At 47.3% G+C, this 21,244-nt stretch carries 19 protein-coding genes; 11 read left to right on the forward strand and 8 right to left on the reverse strand.

Annotated elements, in window-relative coordinates:
* The first annotated feature begins 145 nt into the window (after positions 1-145).
* The 8 genes from mnmA (at position 146) to LL912_RS09795 (ending at position 7,549) form a co-directional block, all read left to right on the forward strand.
* Complete coding sequence (gene mnmA, locus LL912_RS09765) at positions 146-1,051, forward strand: tRNA 2-thiouridine(34) synthase MnmA (protein WP_255785645.1); 906 nt, start codon at positions 146-148, stop codon at positions 1,049-1,051.
* A gap of 8 nt (positions 1,052-1,059) precedes the next feature.
* Positions 1,060-1,260, forward strand: coding sequence for an aminomethyltransferase beta-barrel domain-containing protein (locus LL912_RS25935; protein ID WP_255785646.1), 201 nt, complete (start codon positions 1,060-1,062; stop codon positions 1,258-1,260).
* A gap of 20 nt (positions 1,261-1,280) precedes the next feature.
* Entirely contained in the window at positions 1,281-2,048 is a 768-nt protein-coding gene (locus LL912_RS09770) for a hypothetical protein (RefSeq protein ID WP_235553389.1), read from the forward strand.
* Positions 2,049-2,139: 91 nt separating this feature from the next.
* Positions 2,140-2,469, forward strand: coding sequence for a DMT family transporter (locus tag LL912_RS09775; RefSeq protein ID WP_231004187.1), 330 nt, complete (start codon positions 2,140-2,142; stop codon positions 2,467-2,469).
* A 164-nt stretch (positions 2,470-2,633) separates the two neighbouring features.
* Complete coding sequence (locus LL912_RS09780) at positions 2,634-3,677, forward strand: MBL fold metallo-hydrolase (protein ID WP_235553390.1); 1,044 nt, start codon at positions 2,634-2,636, stop codon at positions 3,675-3,677.
* Positions 3,678-3,782: 105 nt separating this feature from the next.
* Positions 3,783-4,211, forward strand: a complete 429-nt coding sequence (locus tag LL912_RS09785; RefSeq protein ID WP_235553391.1) for an NUDIX hydrolase — start codon at positions 3,783-3,785, stop codon at positions 4,209-4,211.
* 25 nt (positions 4,212-4,236) lie between these two features.
* Complete coding sequence (locus LL912_RS09790) at positions 4,237-5,310, forward strand: glycoside hydrolase family 18 protein (protein ID WP_235553392.1); 1,074 nt, start codon at positions 4,237-4,239, stop codon at positions 5,308-5,310.
* A gap of 244 nt (positions 5,311-5,554) precedes the next feature.
* Positions 5,555-7,549, forward strand: a complete 1,995-nt coding sequence (locus tag LL912_RS09795) for a M43 family zinc metalloprotease (RefSeq protein WP_235553393.1) — start codon at positions 5,555-5,557, stop codon at positions 7,547-7,549.
* A gap of 228 nt (positions 7,550-7,777) precedes the next feature.
* Here LL912_RS09795 and LL912_RS09800 read toward each other — a convergent pair whose 3' ends face one another.
* The 5 genes from LL912_RS09800 to odhB form a co-directional block, all read right to left on the reverse strand.
* Entirely contained in the window at positions 7,778-8,854 is a 1,077-nt protein-coding gene (locus LL912_RS09800; RefSeq protein WP_235553394.1) for a hypothetical protein, read from the reverse strand.
* A gap of 12 nt (positions 8,855-8,866) precedes the next feature.
* On the reverse strand, positions 8,867-9,853 hold the full coding sequence (locus LL912_RS09805) for an SPFH domain-containing protein (RefSeq protein ID WP_235553395.1): 987 nt from the start codon (positions 9,851-9,853) through the stop codon (positions 8,867-8,869).
* A gap of 158 nt (positions 9,854-10,011) precedes the next feature.
* On the reverse strand, positions 10,012-10,851 hold the full coding sequence (locus LL912_RS09810) for a carboxylesterase family protein (protein ID WP_235553396.1): 840 nt from the start codon (positions 10,849-10,851) through the stop codon (positions 10,012-10,014).
* A gap of 30 nt (positions 10,852-10,881) precedes the next feature.
* Positions 10,882-12,045 (reverse strand): RsmB/NOP family class I SAM-dependent RNA methyltransferase, encoded by a 1,164-nt coding sequence (locus LL912_RS09815; protein ID WP_235553397.1) that lies wholly within the window; start codon positions 12,043-12,045, stop codon positions 10,882-10,884.
* 44 nt (positions 12,046-12,089) lie between these two features.
* The gene (gene odhB / locus LL912_RS09820) at positions 12,090-13,343 is read right to left on the reverse strand and encodes a 2-oxoglutarate dehydrogenase complex dihydrolipoyllysine-residue succinyltransferase (protein WP_235553398.1); all 1,254 of its coding nucleotides are present in this window, start codon (positions 13,341-13,343) and stop codon (positions 12,090-12,092) included.
* A gap of 270 nt (positions 13,344-13,613) precedes the next feature.
* Between odhB and LL912_RS09825 the strand changes: the two genes are divergently transcribed.
* A complete protein-coding gene (locus tag LL912_RS09825; RefSeq protein WP_235553399.1) occupies positions 13,614-14,255 on the forward strand; it encodes a response regulator in 642 nt (213 codons plus the stop codon).
* A gap of 66 nt (positions 14,256-14,321) precedes the next feature.
* On the opposite strand, the gene LL912_RS09830 is transcribed toward LL912_RS09825, so the two are convergent.
* Complete coding sequence (locus LL912_RS09830; protein ID WP_235553400.1) at positions 14,322-17,066, reverse strand: 2-oxoglutarate dehydrogenase E1 component; 2,745 nt, start codon at positions 17,064-17,066, stop codon at positions 14,322-14,324.
* Positions 17,067-17,299: 233 nt separating this feature from the next.
* On the opposite strand from LL912_RS09830, the gene rpsT reads away from it, so the two are divergent.
* Positions 17,300-17,557, forward strand: coding sequence for a 30S ribosomal protein S20 (gene rpsT / locus LL912_RS09835; RefSeq protein ID WP_235553401.1), 258 nt, complete (start codon positions 17,300-17,302; stop codon positions 17,555-17,557).
* A gap of 243 nt (positions 17,558-17,800) precedes the next feature.
* Here rpsT and murQ read toward each other — a convergent pair whose 3' ends face one another.
* A complete protein-coding gene (gene murQ, locus LL912_RS09840; protein WP_235553402.1) occupies positions 17,801-18,628 on the reverse strand; it encodes an N-acetylmuramic acid 6-phosphate etherase in 828 nt (275 codons plus the stop codon).
* A gap of 27 nt (positions 18,629-18,655) precedes the next feature.
* Positions 18,656-19,498 (reverse strand): N-acetylglucosamine kinase, encoded by an 843-nt coding sequence (locus tag LL912_RS09845; RefSeq protein ID WP_235553403.1) that lies wholly within the window; start codon positions 19,496-19,498, stop codon positions 18,656-18,658.
* 155 nt (positions 19,499-19,653) lie between these two features.
* Here LL912_RS09845 and LL912_RS09850 point away from each other — a divergent pair, with 155 nt between their 5' ends.
* A complete protein-coding gene (locus LL912_RS09850) occupies positions 19,654-21,243 on the forward strand; it encodes a S41 family peptidase (RefSeq protein ID WP_235553404.1) in 1,590 nt (529 codons plus the stop codon).
* Position 21,244 lies beyond the last annotated feature (1 nt).

The raw sequence follows: 21,244 nt of genomic DNA on the forward strand, positions 1-21,244 counted from the left end.
TTTTACGAAACCGTGATAATCGCACCAACCGCTGATTTACAGCACATTACCCCCATTTATACCCAGGAAAAGAGTTACAGAAACAGCCCTCTTCTGCCAGGCTCCCCAATTCTGGAATCTTAGTTTATCTTTGCAGCTTATAATTATGAGCAAGAAAGGAAAAGTTTTAGTGGCGATGAGCGGTGGTATCGACAGCACAGTGGCGGCACTGATGCTGAATGACCAGGGCTATGAAGTGATTGGCATTACCATGAAAACATGGGATTATACCGGAAGCGGCGGTGGTAAAAAGGAAACCGGCTGCTGTAATGTAGACAGCTTTAATGATGCCCGCATGGCAGCGGTGCAGCATGGTTTTCCCCATTTCATCCTGGATATCCGGGAGGAATTTGGTGATTTTGTAGTGAACGATTTTGTAGAAGAATACCTGGCCGGGCGTACCCCCAACCCCTGTGTGCTTTGCAATACCCATATAAAATGGAAGGCGCTGCTGAAGCGGGCTGATGCGTTGGGTTGTGATTTCATTGCAACCGGGCATTACGCCAAAGTGCGTCGTCATGATAACGACCGGTTTGTGATCAGCAAAGCGGTAGACCATACCAAGGATCAAAGCTATGTGCTTTGGGGAGTAGACCAGGCGCTGCTGGCCCGCACTATTTTACCCCTGGGCGGTTATCATAAGACGGAGATCCGGCAAATGGCCATGGACTATGGCTATCCCGAACTGGCCAAAAAGAGCGAAAGTTATGAGATCTGCTTTGTTCCGGATAACGACTATCGGGGCTTTTTAAAAAGAAGGGTTGAAGGTTTGGAAGAGCGGGTAAACGGGGGTAACTTTATTGACAAAAACGGAAAAGTGCTGGGCCAGCATAAAGGCTATCCGTTTTATACGATTGGGCAACGGAAAGGTCTCGACATTGCGCTGGGGCGTCCCGTTTTTGTAACGGAAATCAACCCGGACAATAATACGGTTGTTTTAGGTGATGAAGAAGACCTGGAAAAAAATGAAATGCTGGTTACGCGGATCAACTATATAAATATGACACCATAACACCCGGTATGGAAGCTGTTACAAAAATCCGTTACAAGGACAGTGGCACACTGTCTAACCTGTATATGGAAGAGGATGATGTAAAAGTAGCGTTCTACCAGGATGCCAAGGGCATTGCTCCGGGGCAAAGTGCAGTATTTTATGAAGGAGATGATGTGATCGGAGGCGGCATCATCCGCTCCGGAAGAAAACATCCTTCCTTTAACTAATACTTACAATTCAACCATCGATGCACAAACTGTTTAACCAACTTCCCTTGCTGCTGGCTACCCTGTTGCTGTTTTCCTGTGGTGAAAAGAATGATGCTTTTTCTCCAGAAGCCCAGGTAAAAGATTATTTCCCTGTGCAGATCGGAAAATCGATCACCTATCGTCTTGATTCGACTGTATTTGTCAGGAGCGGAAGCGTAATGGAAAAACACCGGTACCAGGTGAAGCACAGCATTACCGATACCACCAGGGATAATCAGAAACGGTTAACTTATATTGTACAGCGCATGATCCGGAATGCAGACGGCAGTGGCAGCTGGACCGATAATGGCCGCTATTATATCACACCGCTTGATCATAAAGTGGAGGTCATTGAAGACAACCTGCGCGTTATTAAAATTGCGGGGCCAATGCTTGTGGGCAGCACCTGGAAAGGCAATACCTACCTGCCGCTATCGCCTTATGAAGCGGCATTTGGGACACAGGCAGGTGCGGAAATGAATGCCTGGGAATTTACGCACAAGGGCCTGGGTAATGAAACCATCGAAGGGCAGCAGTATACAAACGTATGGACCATTGAACAGGCCAATACGGTACGCAACCTTCCGCCCCCGGCATCCAACCCCGGATACGGTTCAATGGAAGTATCTTCTGAAAAATATTCAAAGGGCATTGGCCTGGTTTACCGGAATTATCAGATCTATGATTTCCAGCCGCCAAACCAGGGCGTTCCGCAGGGAACCTATGCCGGCTTTGGTATTACCATGTGGATGATCGATCATAATTAAAGCCCGGAACGGGTATCTGGCAAACCGTTTAAATGATCATGATCCTGCAAACGATTGAAGCACCCGGGTTTCGTTAAGCAAACAGTTCGCAATGAAAAATTATATCTTCCTGTTCCTGGCCATTATTTTTGAAACCATTGCCACATCCATGCTTAAAACTTCCGAGCAGTTTACCCGGCCGGTCCCCAGCATTATTACGGTTGCCTGCTATGCCGGTGCTTTTTATTTTCTCAGTCTCACTTTAAAAACCATTCCGGTTGGTATCGCATATGCGCTTTGGTCGGCCGTGGGCATCGTACTTATCACACTGGTGGGCATCCTGGTATTTAAACAGGTTCCCGATCTGCCCGCAATCATTGGCATCCTGCTGATCATTGCCGGTGTTGTAATCATTAATGTTTTTTCAAAAACAGCCGCATGATTTATACAAATATTCCGACAGTCAAACAGGTTACACAACCCCGGCAGTCCGAATACTAAACAGCCGGTTCAATTTCTATGCGGTCTTTTTTAAAAATAGTCAAACGGGTTATGATCTTCCTTTTAAGCTTTTTGCTGCTGCTAAGCCTAAGTATTTATTGCTACATGCAGTTACCTAAATTTGGCAAAGCCCCCTCAGGAGCCCGCCTGGAGCGCATCCTGAAGTCGCCGCATTATAAAGACGGCAAATTCCAGAACCGCCATTTTACCCCTACCCTTACCGAAGGGTATAGCATGGTGGGCGTCCTCAGAGAACAGTTGTTTAAAAAATTACCCCGCAGAAGGCCGGTTGACCCTATCCCCTCGATTAAAACCGACCTGCTGCAGCTGCCGGCAGATAGTAATGTGCTGGTTTGGTTCGGACACTCTTCCTATTGGATCCAGGTCGACGGGAAGCGGCTGCTCATCGACCCCGTATTTAGTGGCAATGCATCACCCATCCCCGGTACCAATACGGCGTTCAGGGGAAGCGATGCCTACACCGCCGACGATTTTCCGCCTGTTGATTACCTGTTGATCACTCACGATCATTATGATCATCTCGATTACGAAACCATCACCGCCCTGCGCAATAAAGTAAAATTGGTGATTTGTGGATTGGGTGTAGGTGCTCATTTGGAACATTGGGGTTATGATACATCAAGAATCACGGAAATGGATTGGGATGAAGCCCTGCCGCTCGACAGCGGTTTCCTGCTGCACTCAGCTTGCGCCCGGCATTTTTCCGGAAGAGGGTTCACCCGCAACAATACATTGTGGCTGTCTTATATTCTTCAAACGCCATCCAAAACCATTTACCTGGGCGGAGACAGCGGCTATGATTCACATTTTTTCGAAATTGGAAAAAAATTCGATTCCATCGATCTTGCCATTCTTGAAAACGGACAGTACAACAAAGCCTGGCAGGCGATCCATATGCTACCCCCGGAAGTGTTACAGGCAGGAAGAGACCTGAAAGCCCGGCAGATATTCCCGGTACATTCCTCCAAATTCATGCTGGCACAGCATCCCTGGGATGAGCCGCTGAAAGAGATCACCCGGCTCAACAAAGAACATCCCCTTCCGCTCATCACACCGGTTATCGGGGAGTTGGTGAATCTCAATCACACTGCTGTTCCTTTTGAACCCTGGTGGGAAAAGATCCGGTAAGAGCTTCGCAAAAAAACTTTATCCATTCAGTTGCACTGTAAAAAAAATCCGTCGTGCTGCCCGGTCCGGATGTATTATTTTTGACAGTACCAGAAGAATATAGGCATGCAAATAAAACAATTATCCACGGCCGGTTTGGTGGTTATCAGCGAAGGAAAATTATTACTGGCCTACAGTAAAAATAAACACGCATGGTATTTGCCCGGCGGAAAAATAGAGGCCGGCGAAACTCCGGTGCACTCGCTGATACGGGAAATAAAGGAAGAACTGAACCTCGATATTCAACCGGCCGAGCTTACCTATTACGGCCACATTACAGCACCCGCCTACGGGGAGGCCGCAAATATTCTTATGGAACAGGAATGCTTTCTTTACCAGGTTGCTGCGCCCATAGAACCCGGCAGTGAGATCGATGCTGTGGCTTATTTTGATGAACCATCTTACAAACAACAACCGGCCCAGGTACCGGGTGTCCTGCAACTTTTCGAGCGGTTGAAACAAGACCAGCTTATTGGTTCTGCCGATATTCGTTAACTTAGGATCAAACAATTCATCTATTTTGAAAAATTGGCTGTTCCTCCTGTTTATGGTTTTGGCGTCTGCCTCCATCAGCGCCCAGCAAAGCAATTATAAAGTGGTTGCGTATTATTCCGGAGACAGCGCCAGCCTGCTGCAATACGATTTTAAAAATATTACACACCTGATCTACGGCTTTGCACATATAGACAGTTTGGGAAAACTGGCCGTATTCCGTGCTAAAGACACCGCCGTTTTAAAAGCCTTTGACGATATCCGGAAGCAATATCCGCACATCCGAACCCTTATCGCTCTGGGAGGATGGGGCGGTTGCAGGTCGTGCTCCGGCACCTTTAGTCACCCGGATAGCATCGATGCATTTGCAGCTTCTGTAAAAACATTTCTCCAGCGTTTCCGTCTTGACGGCATTGATCTCGATTGGGAATACCCTGCCATTCCGGGAGTTCCCGGCCACCCTTTTGCAGCAAGCGACCGTCCCAATTTTACCCGCCTGCTCCTTCGCCTCCGGCAAAAACTGGGCGCAAAGAAACTGATCACTTTTGCAGCCGGCGGCTTTCAGCAATACCTGGATCAGTCCGTCGAATGGAAGAAGATCGAAAAAAACGTCGACTTCGTCAACCTGATGACTTATGACCTGGTGCATGGCTATTCTGAGAGGACCGGTCACCAGTCTTCCCTTTACACTGCAGCAGCTAACGAAGCGTCGGTTGACCGCTGTGTGCAGTTCTTTAAAAAAATACAGTTCCCATTACAGAAAGTGGTGGTTGGTGTTCCGTTTTACATCCGGGTCTTTGAAGTAACCAGTAACCATAACAACGGGCTTTTCCAGCCCGGCAGATTCCTCTACATGCGCGGGTACCGGCGTAACCTGGATTCCCTGACAGTTGCCAATGGTTTTGTCCGTTATTGGGATGACCGTGCAAAAGCTCCTTATTGGTTCAATGCAGCACGGAATCTTTTTGTTACCGGCGACGACCAACAATCGTTTCAATATAAACTGGATTATATACGGCAGCAGCAGCTGGGAGGTATTATGTTCTGGGAACTCTATTATGATACCTTCCAAAACGGACTGCTGGAATTATTACGTTTCTAATATAGTATCGGTACCGGAATCCTGAACGGCCTAACCGCCCTTCCTCCAAATAGCTGCCTGCTATTAAAAGGCGTTTGTACCGGTTCATGCATTAGGCAGGATACCTGCCTGATTGATGCCGTTTAATTTTCATATACCTGCTTTAAACAACACAATTCCTCCTTAAAAGGCCTTTTACGAATAGCAATTATCATTATCTTTATACAGCCTCCATACTATAAGCCTTAGACCAAATTATTGTATTATGAGCCCCAGACTATTGTTCCTGTTTGCCTTCCTGATCCTGTCCAGCATCAGCGCCAGTGCGCAAAAAGCCATTTGCGGGTTTGACGGCATCAATCAGCGCTTAAAACAAAATGCGGAATACCTAAGCGGCATTACGCTAACGGAAAGCAAGATCCGGCAAAAGGTAGCAGAGATTGCTGCAAACCGACAAGCGATGCGGAACATGAATGTACTGGCCGGCGCGCTTTACGAGATTCCGGTAGTAGTACATGTTATTTATAAAACCGGGGATGGCATTCCAGGATCATCATCCAATCCCACAGACGCGCAAATACAGGCGGCTATCGACCGCTTGAACGCCAACTTTGCTGCGGCCGCCAATTCGGGGAATATCGGGGCCAGTATACCCATAAGGTTTGCCCTTGCTAAAAGAAGGCCGGATTGTGGCAGTACCAGCGGTATTGAGCGGATCAACGGCGGTTCCATCAGCGGATATGATGCAAACGGGGTTTCTGCTCCGGGATCGGGTGCATCCGGGGCCAATGAAACGGCGGTAAAAAACCTTAGCACCTGGTCCGAAAAGTCTTATTATAATATCTGGGTGGTATGGAAGATCAGCTCCAATGTAACGGGATCGGGCTTTGTGGCCGGCTATGCCAGTTTGCCCTATATTGGTGACGACTACCATATTTTCCCTGCGGAAGGGATGGTGATCCTCGGGCAACAGATGAGCCCGGGCGCTCCTACACTCACCCATGAAATGGGACATGCATTTGGATTGTATCATACATTTGAAGGAGGCAACGAAGTTTCCTGCCCTGTAAACGGGAGCTGTAGTGAAGACGGCGATAAAGTGTGTGATACAGATCCCGTGAAGAATCTGTTAAGCATTCCCTGCCCTGCCGCAACAGATATCAACCCCTGCACCAATACCCCATACGGAACCGCTCAAAACAATATTATGGGCTACGGTGCCTGCCTGAACCGGTTTACGCAGGGGCAGAGCGACCGGATGATGGCCACGCTTCTAACAGCAAGAGGTGGCCTTATTAATTCCCTGGCAACAGTGCCGCCGCCGCCAACACCGGTAAAGGCTGCGATACAAATACCGCCCAACATCCGGAACATCAACAACACCAACAATATTGGGCCTTGTACCATTACCCTTGGCAATATGTCCTATGCCTCTTACGGATACAACCAGGATGGTTACAATTATTATTCCGACAACAGCTGCAATATAGGAACCAATCTCTTTGTAGCTTCCAACCAATACCTCAGCGTTACCACACAAACCAATACCCAGGTTTGTAAGGCATGGATCGACGCCAACAATGATGGGCAGTTCAGCAATGACGAGCTGGTTCTGAACAGTACGGCTACCAGCCCCAACTATACGCACACTACTGTCATACCAGTCGACCTTCTCTATGGTGCAGCTAAAAACACGCTACTGCGCATGCGCGTAATGGCAGATGTGGCCTTTAATAATGACTTTACGGCCGGCAGTCAGTTATTCTATGGGCAAACAGAAGATTTCTGGGTAAACATCGATCAGGCCCTGCCGGTTGTTTTTGAACGGATTGACGCCCGGATACGGAACCAGCTACTGGAAGTAGAATGGAATACCAGTACAGAAACCAACAATGACCATTTTATCATTGAAGCCTCTGCCGACGGAACTAACTTTCTTCCCCTGGCCCGGGTGGCAAGTAAGGCCCGGAACGGCAGCTCTGATCATTCGCTGCAATACCATATTTCAGTTGAGGGGAATGGTCAACTGGCACTGGCATTTGGATTGATAGCCCTCCTCCTTTCGGTACAGCCCGGCCACAACCGCAGGAAATGGCTGTTTGTAGTGAGTGCCGTGCTCCTTTGTCTATTTATCACCTGTAACAAACACGAGATAACTGATACCGAAGCCGGAGATCAGCCGCGCTTTATCCGGATTGCCCAGGTAGATAAGAACGGAGTTAAGCAATACAGTAAGACGGTGCGCATTGTAGCGGAATAAGCCTGCGGTCAGCATCCGGTTATCAGCACCGGTGACCTTCCCCAATTCAAATCGGGATTTTAAAATAGCGAATGAAAAATATTAAGTGTAATAGTGGGATTGTGCAAATTTGAAAATGTGGAAATAGAGTCCTTATTCCTGTTCGGTGCTACGTATCCTTATGGAATTCTGGAAGCAGAAATGAGAAGCCAGAACTTTAAACCTCAAATCTGGAATTTTCTCCTGCTGTTATCCCGGCTTTGAAAGAAAGTATAAAGCAATCAGCACCAGAATCCCGATAATAACGGCCGTTGCTATTTTCGATACCGATAAGGGTTTACTACCACTGATAGCTCCCGTTTGCCCGTTGATGATGAAATGATAGGTCTTTCCCTTGAACACGTATTGACATAGCCATACCGGCAGGATGATCTGCTTAAATGTTTCTCCTGTGTACCGCGTTTCTACCCGGAGATCACGATAGGTATCTTCAACCAGCCGGGAAATAGCGTCTTCCTCAATCTTCCGGTCCATAACGGAGCGGGCCACCCGGTAGGTTTCGGAAAGATCTTTATCATAAGCCCGGGCATTCCACCCCAGCAGGTATTCCTCATCAAACACCACCACATCCTTTAACAGGTAGGGATATATATCATTAATACGGTCCTGGGGAATGGCTTTATTTCCGCATACCAGTACATCATCAAAAAAGCGTTCGAAAGATCCCGAACGCCAGTTCCAGTCTGTATGCCGTACCTGCTCCGTTACCTCCTCGCCGTTGGCGTTTCGCCGGCGCACGGTTTCATAATAATAGCGCCCGGAGTATCCGCTCCAATCGTTTTCCGTACAACAGTCAAAGGTCCAGAAAGGCACATAATGCCCTTCCAGCTTATCCGTTAGTGAAAGTTTTTTCAAATCACTGTCGTTCCAGAATCCTTTGCCGATCCAGCTGGCAAAGCGGTCCAGCGCTTCCTGCTTGGAGAGCTTAAAGGGAATGATGCCCGCAGGGCTGATATTGCGTGTAGCGTAGGCCGCCGGGTTTACTACATTGTTGCCGCAGCTCCGGCATTCAAAAAATGCTACGTCTCCCTCTTCCGGGGTTTCCTGTCCGCACTTACTACAGCGGTAAACCACTACCCGTACCGGCGCTATTGGAATGCGTTCCGCGTCTTTAAAAATGCTGATCTTTCGTTCTTCGATCACCTCCGTGCTTTGCTGAATGGCAAAGGCCGTTCCGCAATGGAGACATTTCAGGGCGCTTTTGGACGCATCATAATTCAGCTCTGATCCGCAATTCGGACAGGGATATTCTTCAAATGCCTGCATAAAATATGTTCATTACAACCGGGCCAGGATTTCTTTTTTCTTTTCTGCAAACTCTTCTTCCGTGATGATGCCCTGGCTTTTCAGTTCGCCCAGTTGTTTTAAAACATCCATCAGATCCGTTTTGCTTGCTGCCGCAGCAGGTTGTTGCGGCTGACCGGCCTGCGCCATCAGGTTGGTGAGCACCACACCAGCCCCCACACCGCCCATATTACCTGCAGCGTCATTGTTTGAAAGGTTTTCCAATGCAATGCCGCCCTGCATCTGGTTAAATTCGTTCAGGTTTCCTTTCAGGATATTCAGTTCCGTTTTCTTATCCAGGATCTTTTCTACTTCTTCCGGCAATGAAATATTTTCGATGAAAAATTTTTCAAGAGAAAGTCCATAGCTATCCAACTCTTTCTGAAATTCCGGTTTTAGCTGAGCGCCCAGCGCCTGGTAATTGGCAGCCAGTTCCAGCACAGAGATCTTTGCCTTCGCCAGCACTTCAGCAAAATGACTGGAAAGAATGCCCTGCAACACTTCTTCCACGCCATCCACGCGTACAAAGGGATTGGTTCCGGCAAACTCGGTAATAAACTTTTTGGCATCGCTGATGCGGATGGCAAAATTACCAAAAGCCTTCAGGCGCACCTGTCCCAGCTCCGCATCCCTTATCAGCACCGGACCGGATGTACCCCATTTCAGATCGGTAAACTGGCGGGTATTGACAAAATAGATATCTACTTTAAACGGCGATTCGAAGCCGTACTTCCAGGATTTTAACGTGGTGGTGATGGGCATATTGCTGGTAGACAGCGTATGCAGGCCCGGCTGATATACATCACCGAATTCGCCTTCATTCATTAATACCACCAGCTGACTTTCCCGGACGGTCAGCTTTGCTCCGCTTTTTATATTGTTTCCTTTATCCTGGAATTTCCAAACCAGGGTGTTACTGGAGGTATCTACCCATTCAATAACTTCAATAAATTCATTCTTAATAAAGTCAAATAATCCCATGAGGTTGCTGTTTTATTAATTGAAATTAAGGGAAAATAGTGATAGTTGTGCTGCCGCTGTTTTTGGGTGGTGCATAACATTTTTCAGATGAAGCACACGCGCTGTTCCGCGAATAGAAACAGATGCATCTGTTTTAAAAAATGTGATGATATCGCAGCCTATCGCTTTTGCTTAAACAGCCATTCAGGTATAGCGTCATTGCAAAGAAAAGGAACCGGAATGGAGTTGTGATTGAAATGACGGTATGTTGTAAACAAAAGCCGCTGGTTTTTCTTCAGCAGGTTAAACAGCAGCACGCTTCCGGAATAAGGATTTTCATCATCTGCTTCACCATGGATCAACCAGATTGGTTTGTGGGCCACTCCCCGGATGTTTGAAAGATCCGGTACACCAGCGATGGAAACCAGGGCTGCAAACAGATCCGGCTCCATGCTGAACAGATGCTGCCCGGTTGAAGCGCCCATGGAATACCCTACAATATAGATGCACCGGCGGTCAATTTCTGGATGGTCTTTTATCAGGTCCTTCACCAGGCTCAGCACCAGGGCTACATCCGCGGAAGGAGCGGCGGCCAGAGCTCCTTTTGATGAGTCGATGGAATAATTGGACGAGCGAACGGCAAATTGCGGTGCCACCACAAATGCTGGGTATTTTTCCCGGATCTCCTTCCGCAGCCATATACGCGCCAGGGGTTCCAGTTGTTTTTCATTATCGCTACCGATCCTGCTGGAATTATGCAGTGTAATCACCAGTGGATATTTTTGATGCACCTCAGGGCGCAATGGTTTCAGCAGCCGGTAGGGCAGCCGGGCTTGGTCTTTAGTATATATTTTCTTTTGATAGCCGGTGTCTGAAAGGTTGTTCAGATGTGCTCGTATACGTACGGCAGCACTGCTGTCGAAAATGACGGTTGAAACAATCATTTGCTGACCCGATGCTACTACTGTAATCAGCAGGCACAAAAGGCAGGGAACGGTCCATTTCAAGGCTTGATGCATTGTCCTGTTTTTTGATAGATGGTACCTATTTTAGAGTGCTTTCTTTTTCTGCAGCAATGCCCCAAACATCGTGTCTGCTTTCAATTCATATCCTTTCAGCAGTTGCTGCTCCGTCGTATCCCATCCCTGCTGCTGCAGCCAGCTTACCTGGTCTTCATTCTCGGCTTTAAATACGGAACAGGTAATATAAAGCAGGAAGCCTCCGGGTTTTACAGACGGTGTTATATTTTTTAAGATCCTGCGCTGTAAGGTGGCATAGGTCTTTATTTCTTCCGTATTGAAAAAATGCAACCGTTCCGGTGTACGGCTCCAGGTTCCGCTTCCCGAACAAGGTACATCGGCTATTACCAGATCAAATCGTTCGCGGACAATCGGTTCGTTCGGATTAGCGGCATCCGCAACCAGGGCGCGGAAATTTTTGATGCCGGCTTCATGAAAACGCTTTTTTAAGTTGGCAATAATGGAAGAACGGATATCCGAAACCGTCAGGGCAATGTCTCCCAGCTCGTCGGCCGTCAGAATCGATTTACCGCCGCTGGCGGCACAGCAATCCCAAATCGTACGCACCGGTGTTTGCCCGCCGTTTAGGGATTTTAACCTGCCAAAAAAGCTTCCTATTTTTTGCGAACTCAGGTCCTGGATCACCACTTCCGAATTTATGGAAAGCAGTTCGCTAACCTTTGCCGTATTAGACAATCGCAACGCATTCCCTTCCCTTTCAAAAGGAAGCGCAGCCTGTTCCAGTTTCTTGATCACCTGTGTCTCATTTCCCGGACGGATGCGTAAAAACAGGTCGGGCTGCACCCAAAAAGAGCGTTCAAAGGCTATGGGATCCATGTGCGCACTGAGCCGGTCCTTCCAGGGAAAGACAGCACCAGGAAAGGTTTCCGGTACTTTATAAATGGCAAACAACTCCTTCCAGGGCGCTGCCATTTCTTTTGCAGAGCAGCGCAGTCCTAATAAAATCCGTTGTTCAAAAGAAAGATCCGCAAAGGACTTGCCCAGCCGGTAATACGCATAGCACAATTGTGTTACTTCTTTCCGGTCTTTGCTACCATATTTTTTTTCCCGGGAAAAATAGTTTTTAAGGAAATGCGATAAGGGCTCATTGCCTTTATATTCGACAATAATCTTTACAGCGCTGTTCAGGTAAGAGTAAAAGCGCCCTAACCCTTTTGGAGGTTCGTATAACATAACTATACCTATGAGATCTTAAGACCTCACAGGTTAGCAGGTTTTTATAATTCCAGTAACGTTTTAATCGGATCCTGCTGTATCAGCAGCAGGGTTGGGTTTTCCAGTAATTCTTTTACACGCACAAGGAAGCTTACTGACTCGCGTCCGTCCACGATCCGGTGATCATAACTTAACGCGATATACATCATCGGCCGGATTACCACCTGCCCGTTTTCTGCGATGGGGCGCTCCACAATATTGTGCATACCCAGGATGGCACTCTGCGGCAGGTTGATGATCGGTGTACTGATCAGGGAGCCGAATACACCTCCATTGGTGATGGTAAAGGTTCCCCCGGTAAGATCTTCTGCTGTTAACTTACTGTCACGTGCTTTTTTAGCCAGATCCAGTACGGCTTTCTCTACACCGGCCATGCTCAGGCTTTCCACATTACGGATCACCGGAACAGTAAGTCCGCGAGGGGTGCTTACCGCAATGCTGATATCGGCATAATCGTGAAACAGGATCTGGTCACCATCGATATAGGCGTTTACTGAAGGCCATTCAGCAAGGGCGATGGCACAGGCCTTTGCAAAAAAGCTCATAAAGCCCAGTCCCACGCCATGTATTTCTTTAAACTTGTCTTTGTATTTAGCCCGGATATCCATGATCGGCTTCATGTTCACTTCGTTAAAAGTGGTCAGCATGGCCGTGGTGTTTTTTGCCTCCACCAACCGGCGGCTGATGGTTTTACGAAGGCTGGTCATTTTCTGGGGCCGTTCGTTGCGGCTATATAATTCACCGCCGGAGAACGCTTTCCGTCCCGGGTTTGCCAGGGCCGCCAGTACGTCTTCCTTTACAATTTTACCAGAAAATCCGGAAGGGGTTACATCTTTAGGATTCACACCTTTGTCCGCAATAATGGCCGAAGCTACCGGTGTGGCTTTTACAGCAGCAGTGCTGTTCCCGGAAGTTGCCACCGGCTTTTCTTTTTCAGGATCGGGTGCCGGTTTTTTAGCTTCAACGGGTACTTTATCTGCCGGAGCCTGTTCCGCTCCGGGGGCAGACTCGGGTTTTACAGCAGTATCATCAATAGAGGCAATGATATCACCGATGTTCAATGTATCGCCCTCGGCTGCATTGGTGGTAAGCACGCCTGATTTTTCCGCATTCACTTCAAAGGTTGCCTTCTCACTTTCCAGTTCCGCGATCACTTCGTCCCGCTCCACATATTCCCCTGTATTTTTCACCCATTTCAATAAGGTTACTTCACTAATCGATTCCCCTACCGTGGGAACTTTTATATCAATTGCCATAAAAAAACCGCTTTTTAAAAGGTACGGCAAAGTACGGTAAAAAAATGTAAACTTCTACGTTCTGACCGGAGATTTGAGGGCTTAGCGTTCAGCATTCAGCTTTTTGCCGATAGCCGACCGTAAGGCCAAACGCATAACACTGACTGCTAAATGCCCGCCTCTGGACGCTCAATGCCCGATTCTGAAATCCGGGAGCTTCATTCTCCGAAAAATATCACACAAATTGGCGATACGCTGCAATTTTTAATACCGTAATTTTATAATATGAATATGACAACCATACGCGTGGCTGTTTTTGATGATAACGCGTACCGGAGGGATAGTTTATGTATGCTCATCAATGCATCACCCCATATGATCTGCACAGGTACTTTTTTTGATTGCAGCAATGTGATCACGGATGTAAGAAAGGCAGATCCGGACGTGGTATTGATGGATATTGATATGCCCAATGTGAATGGCATTGAAGGGGTAAAAATCATTAAGGTTAATTTTCCAAAGATCCAGGTGCTGATGCAAACCGTTTATGAAGACGATAATAAGATCTTTGCATCCATTTGCGCCGGGGCATCCGGCTATATTTTAAAAAAATCGCCTCCGGCCCAGTTGCTTCAGGCTATTGAAGATGTATATAATGGGGACGCAGCTATGACTGCTTCTATTGCCAAAAAAGTGCTGACTGCTTTTCAAAAGAATGTCTTCTTTGAAAACAATGAGGAGGTGGAGCTTACGGGCAGGGAAAAGGAAATCCTCAACCTGCTGGTAAAAGGTTATACGCGTAAGATGGTAGCTTCGGCCTGCAACCTGAGCATCCATACAGTCAACACCCACATCAAGAATGTGTATGAAAAATTACAGGTAAATTCCGTTTCAGAGGCTGTTGTAAAAGCCCTGAATCAGAAGCTGCTATAAACGCTCATGTTTAGTTTTGAATAGATAAAAAAAGGGCGGAATTTCTATTCCGCCTGCTATTTCCCGTTACATTGAAAAGGCTGTGTTAATGATTTCTTCCTGCTCGGCCTTATGCACTTTCATAAATCCGGAAGCAGGTGCAGCACTGGGTTTGCGGCCGATGATACCATAATTGATATCTTTAAGGTTCATCTGGAGGAAGGAGGCAGCGCCCATATTGAGCGGCTCTTCCTGCACCCAATACCATACAGCATTTTTGTACTTTGCATACAGTGCATCCAGCTGCTTTTTGGGAAGCGGATACAACTGCTCCAGCCGAATAATGGCCACATTTTTCCGGTTATCTTTCTGCTGTTTTTCTGCCAGGTCGAAATAAATTTTCCCTGAACAGAATAATACGGTTTTTACAGCTACCGGATCATCCGCATAAGTATCGTCGATCACTTCCCGGAACCGTCCATTGGTAAACGCCTCTTTTGAAGAATAGCTGCCGGGGTGCCGGAGGTTGGCCTTGGGCGCAAAATTCACCATAGGCTTGCGGAAGGGCCACCGCAGCTGCCGGCGCAGTGCATGAAAATAGTTTGCCGAAGTGGTAATATTGGTTACTACAATGTTCAGCTCGGCACAGGACTGTAAAAAGCGTTCGATCCGGGCACTGCTGTGCTCGGGCCCCTGCCCTTCAAAACCGTGTGGCAGCAGCATGACCAACCCGTTCATCCGGTTCCATTTCTGCTCGGCACTGGTAATAAACTGATCAATCATGGTTTGTGCGCCGTTTACAAAATCGCCAAACTGGGCTTCCCAAAGCACCAGTACATTGGGAGATGCAAGGGCAAAACCGTATTCGAACCCGAGCACGGCGTATTCACTCAGCAGGGAGTTAAAGATCCGGAACTTTTTATCTGTAGGTAAATTACTCAGGCGATTATAGGAGGCATCCGTTACCTCATCTCTCAATATGGCGTGGCGGGAACTAAAGGTACCGCGGCCCACATCCTGGCCGGTCATACGTACATCAAAGCCATCCATCAACAAGCTGCCAAATGCCATTAATTCACCAGTAGCCCAATCTACTTTTTGCTCGGTCTCCAATAATTTCACTTTATCCTGCAGCAGTTTAGCCACTTTTTTTAAAGGTGTAAACCCTTCGGGAACGGTCATCAATCCGTCGAAAACCATTTTAAACAACTCCGGGCTAATGGCCGTATCCGGGCTCTGGTCAAAATCAGCCGGTGTGGCCTTGCGGAGGCTTTTCCATTGCAGTTCCGGTTCCTGGTACGTATACGGCAGGGGCTTTTGCTTTACCTCATCCAGCCGATCCTGAAGATCGGCCCAGAACTTTTTCTCCATCTCTTTTGCCAGCTCCTTCGCATCTTCCTCGCCATTATCCAGCAGGTATTTCACATATACTTCCCGTGGATTGGCGTGTTTATCAATCAACGCATACATCGCGGGCTGGGTAAACTTCGGATCATCTCCTTCGTTATGTCCGTGCCTGCGGTAGCAAACCATATCAATAAATACATCCGCATGAAACTCGTTCCGATAGCGGGTGGCGATCTCTGCACATTTTACTACAGCCTCGGGATCATCTCCATTCACATGCAGCACGGGCGACTGCACCATTGCGGCAAGCGAAGTACAATAGTCCGCACTCCGGGCATCAGAAAAATCGGTGGTAAAACCAATTTGGTTATTGATTACAAAATGGATGGTACCGCCGGTATAAAAACCATTCAGTTTCGACATTTGCAGCAACTCATATACCACCCCCTGTCCGGCCAGGGCCGCATCGCCGTGTATCAGTATCGGCAAAACGCTTTCGTAACGCTCGCCGTGCAGGATATTAGCGCTGCTTCTTGCAAAGCCCAGAACCACCGGGTCCACCGCCTCCAGATGCGAGGGATTGGGCATTAATTTTAAATGTACTTTTTCACCATTTGTGGCTTCGATTACACTTCCGAAACCCAGATGATATTTAACATCCCCGCTTCCCATGGTCTGGTTAATCTCGCCGGTTCCCTCAAACTCACTAAAGATCTGCTCATAGGTTTTCCCTAAAATATTGGCCAGTACGTTCAGCCGCCCGCGGTGAGCCATACCGATCACCACTTCCTTTACTTCCAGGGCCGCACCTTTGTTAATAATGGCATCGAGCGCTGCAATCGTTGTTTCGCCTCCTTCAAGCGAAAAGCGTTTCTGGCCTACATACTTTGTGTGAAGAAACTTCTCGAACATTACTCCCTCATTCAGTTTCTGCAGAATGCGCTTTTTTTGTTCCAGTGGCAGCGGGTTGGTAAATTTTTTCTCCATTTCATTGGTCAGCCAGTCTACCTTCTTCTGATCGCTGATATACTTGAACTCGATCCCCACATGCCCCGCATAGCATTTTTTCAGATGCGCCAGGATATTTCTGAGCGAAGTGGTTCCTAACCCGATCAGGTTTCCCGCTTCATATTCATGGTCCAGGTCAGCTTCCGACAGCCCAAAAAAAGGAAGATCCAGGTTGGCGCCACGGTCTTTTCGTTGTTTTATAGGATTGGTATCTGCCAGCAAATGACCTTTATTCCGGTATCCCAAAATAAGCCGGTATACAGCAATCTCCTTTTTCCAGTCGGATCCTCCCCCTGTGCCGGAAACCGCCGCCGGCGCCCCGTTCTTCTGCGCCAGGCCGTTTCCTACGGCAAAATCAAAGCCCTCAAAAAACTTTTTCAATTCAACGTCTACATTCTCGGGGTTATTTACAAACTCCTTGTACATGTTTTCTATAAATTCCGGGGAAGAGCTTGTAATGTACGAAAAATCCTTCATTGTAAATCAGCTATTTATATATTGTTTGTCGTATAATATTTGATGAGAAAAAATCTTCGGAAATTGCCCCACAAGATACGCAATATTCGATCAATCACCGCGTTCTATTTTTTGATTTTAAGGTATGTTTAGAAAATAAGAACCCGGGTATGGTGCCGTCGGAAAGAAAAAAGGAAGATTTTATCAATATTTGATTTATTTCCGTTACCTTTGCCGTCCAAAAAAAGAGATCAATGGCGAATCATAAAGCTACAAAGAAACATGCACGTCAGGCCTTAAAGCGTCGCGACAGAAATAAGTATTATGGTAAAACAACCCGTAATGCCATTAAAAGTCTGAGGGCTACGGAAGGTGCTGAAGCCAAAGAACAATTGCCTTTGGTAGAGAGCATGATCGACAAATTAGCTAAAAGAGGGGTTATCCACCGCAACAAAGCGGCAAACCTGAAGAGCAAACTGGCTAAAAAGATCAACGCGGCTGCGGCAGCCTAATACGAATACTTCATCTTTTTAAGAAATAAAAAAGGAAGAGCTTCACTCTTCCTTTTGTTGTTATATTTATTTTCACTGTTTCTTAAAAATAGAAACGGCCCTTTTGAGCCCTCATTTCCCATTGGGATTATTCTGAAGCACACACTTTGAACCCGGATATTCCCGGTCCTTATACCCACCCCTGGCCGGAACCGGCCGGGCTTCGGCATGATACAGGCACCTTATGCAAGAAAACGTCCTGCTTTAATGCGTTTGAGCCTGGTTGTAAGCAATCACCGCGTTCTTGACACTTTTATTTTCCAGCAACAGCTGTTTGGCATGTTCATAATCCTTTAGTCCTGTTTTTTCCATTACCATTTTGGTGCCGCGGTCAACCAGTTTATCATTGGTCAGCTGCATGTTCACCATCCGGTTTCCTTCTACCCGGCCCAACTGGATCATTACCGTAGTGGAGATCATATTCAGCACCAGTTTTTGGGCGGTACCGCTTTTCATACGGGTACTTCCTGTAACAAACTCAGGGCCTACGATTACCTCTACCGGAAAATCGGCCACCGCACTAACCGGGGCATTGGGATTGGAACTGATGCTTCCGGTAACAATGCCTTTTTTCTGGCATTCGCGCAGCGCTCCAATTACATAAGGGGTCGAGCCGCTGGCGGCTACGCCTACAACTACATCTTTTTCATTTACGCCATGCGCTTCCAGGTCTCTCCAGCCCTGCGCTTCATCATCCTCGGCATTTTCAACCGGGGTGGTGATTGCTTTCCAGCCACCTGCAATGATACCAATTACAACACCTGTGGGCAACCCATAGGTGGGTGGAATTTCGCTGGCATCCAGAATGCCCAAACGCCCGCTGGTACCAGCCCCTATGTAAAACAACCGTCCGCCTCCGATCATATTTTCCACGATCGCCTCGATCAGTTTCTCAATCTCGGGAATCACTTTCTGAACAGCCAGCGGTACCGCCTGGTCTTCCTTGTTCATAGACGTAAGCAACTCATGTACCGACATTTTTTCCAGGTGATCATATCTGCTAGCCTGCTCCGTGATCTTTTCTCCTGCCATATAACCGATTAATTTCTTTTAAACAATTCAGGAATGATATTCAACAAGCCCTTTCATGGGCTTTTGAAGCACCTTACCCAACTCAAAACTATAACTGCTGCAAAGTTCTTTCAATACATCTTTAAAACCAAAAGCGATGCTTCCAACAAAGCTGATCGGGTACCTCCAGGCTTCCTGGAATTTGCAAAGGTGCGTAAAAAAGAAATCATTTAAACCATCTTCAATAATATTCTCAACCATATAATGTCCGCGATTGTCTGCCAGGAACTTTGCAAAACCCGCCAGATATCGGTTGGGCAGCGGTTGTTTATATACCCGTTCCAATATTTCCGTGGCATTGGTTACATAGGCGGCGTCAAAACGGGCGCGCAGATCTTCATCAAAGGTGTTATACAAAAAGTACTGGATCACCTTTCTTCCCAGGTAGGCGCCACTCCCCTCATCACCCAGCACATATCCCAGCCCCGGGCTGTTTTTCTGAATTTTCCGCCCGTCGTAGTAACAGGCACTGGACCCTGTACCCAGGATACAGGCAACCCCTTTGCTCCGCCCACAAAGACCACGGGCCGCACCTTCCACATCGTGCCAAACCTGTACCTTGGCTCCTTTAAACAACCCCCGCAGGCTTTTTTGCACCATTTTTCGGTTATCGGGGTTCAAACAGCCGGTACCATAATAAAAAACTTCTTCAACGGCCGCATTTTTTAGCTTTGGAAGCAACTCCTTTGTTAATAATGCCGCAATCTGATCCCCGTTTAAAAAATAAGGACTCACGCCGCTGGTAAGCACCGTTTTTGTTTTCCCATTATTGAGAAGACACCATTCCACTTTCGTAGATCCCGCATCTGCGATAAGTTGCACTTTTGACATTGAGACTGGAGTTTAGTACCGATAGTTTATCCGGGTAAATTTACACCGCATTAAGTATCAAAAATAGCTTATTTATAAAATAATCAGAAAATGATTTGATTTCTAAAATAAACAGCAAAGTTTGTCTATTTTGCAGCCTCGCATAAATCACACGAATGAAAAAGAAATTTGAGGTCTGGCTGCCGCTGCTGTTCTCGCTGGTAATGATCCTTGGAATGTTTATCGGTTACAAGCTGCGCGGGGCACAACCCAACGGAGGATTTGCAAAATCCGGGCGCAGCACAGCACTGGAAGAAGCACTTGAAATCATCCGCCAGAAATATGTGGACTCTGTAAAACTGGATACCCTGGAGGCCAATGCCATCCGGGAAATGATGGATGAACTGGATCCTCACTCCGTATACCTTCCGCCAATGGATCTTAAAGAAACCAATGAGGCGCTTTCGGGCAAATTTGAAGGCATTGGCGTTGAGTACAACCAGATCCGGGATACGGTCAACATCACTTATGTATTAAAAGGAGGCCCCAGCGAAAAAGCCGGGTTAAAAATCGGCGACCAGATCATCAAGGTAAATGATTCGCTCCTGGCGGGTAAAAAAACCAGCAGTACCACGGTTCGCAACCTGATCCGGGGAGAAAAAGGAACCGTTGTAAATCTCCAGATCCTGCGGGACAAAGCCCTCCTGAACGTTCCGGTAACCCGGAATAATATACCAACCCCTACCCTGGTGGCCGCTTATATGATCAACAAAGAGGCCGGATATATTAAGCTGGATAAATTTGGCTCTACCACTTACCGAGAGTTTATGGAAACCATGGAGCGCCTTAAAAAAGAGGGGCTCACCGAGCTGGTACTGGATCTGCGGGGCAATCCCGGCGGTTATATGGAGCAGGCCATTGATATTGCAGACGAGTTTCTGAGCGGCGACAAACTGGTGGTATATACCCAGGGCACTAACAGTCCTAAAAAAGAATACCGCTGTAAACGGCCCGGGATTTTTGAAACCGGGAAGTTGACGGTACTGGTAGATGAACTTTCGGCCAGCGCCAGCGAGATCCTGAGCGGAGCCTTACAGGACTGGGACAGGGCCACCATCATTGGCCGCCGGACCTTTGGAAAGGGCCTGGTACAGGAGATTTTCCCGCTAAGCGACGGCTCGGCATTAAAACTGACGGTATCCCGCTATTATACCCCGCTGGGCAGAAGCATTCAGCGTCCTTACAATAAAGGAAGAAAAGTATATATGGATGAGATCTGGGAGCGTTACGCCAATGGTCAGGCCTATTTTGCAGACAGCAATAAAGTGCATACCGGCAAACAATACAAAACCCCCGGGGGCCGCATTCTTTATGGCGGCGGCGGTATTATGCCGGATGTTTTTGTAGGCCTGGATACTTCCAAAACATCAAAAGAAATCAACCGTTTATTCTTTAATGGAGCGTTTACCGATTTTGTCTTCCATTATTACCTCAATAATCAGAAAGTAATGGAGCCTTATACCTCCCCGGTTTCCTTTTCCCAGGCCTTTGATCCGGGAAAGGCCATGTGGCAACAGTTTGTAAGCCGGGCTCAAAAAGATACCGTAAATTTAACACATATCCCGGAGGCTGAGAAACTGCGTGTATCCAACCGGATGGAAGCCTACCTGGCACGGTTTAAATGGAGAGACAGCGGATATTACCAGATCCTGAACCTTACCGATTCAGTTGTGTTAAAAGCGGTAGACCTTTTAAAAACTAAATAAG

Source organism: Niabella agricola, from assembly GCF_021538615.1.
GTDB classification, from domain to species: Bacteria; Bacteroidota; Bacteroidia; order Chitinophagales; family Chitinophagaceae; genus Niabella; species Niabella agricola.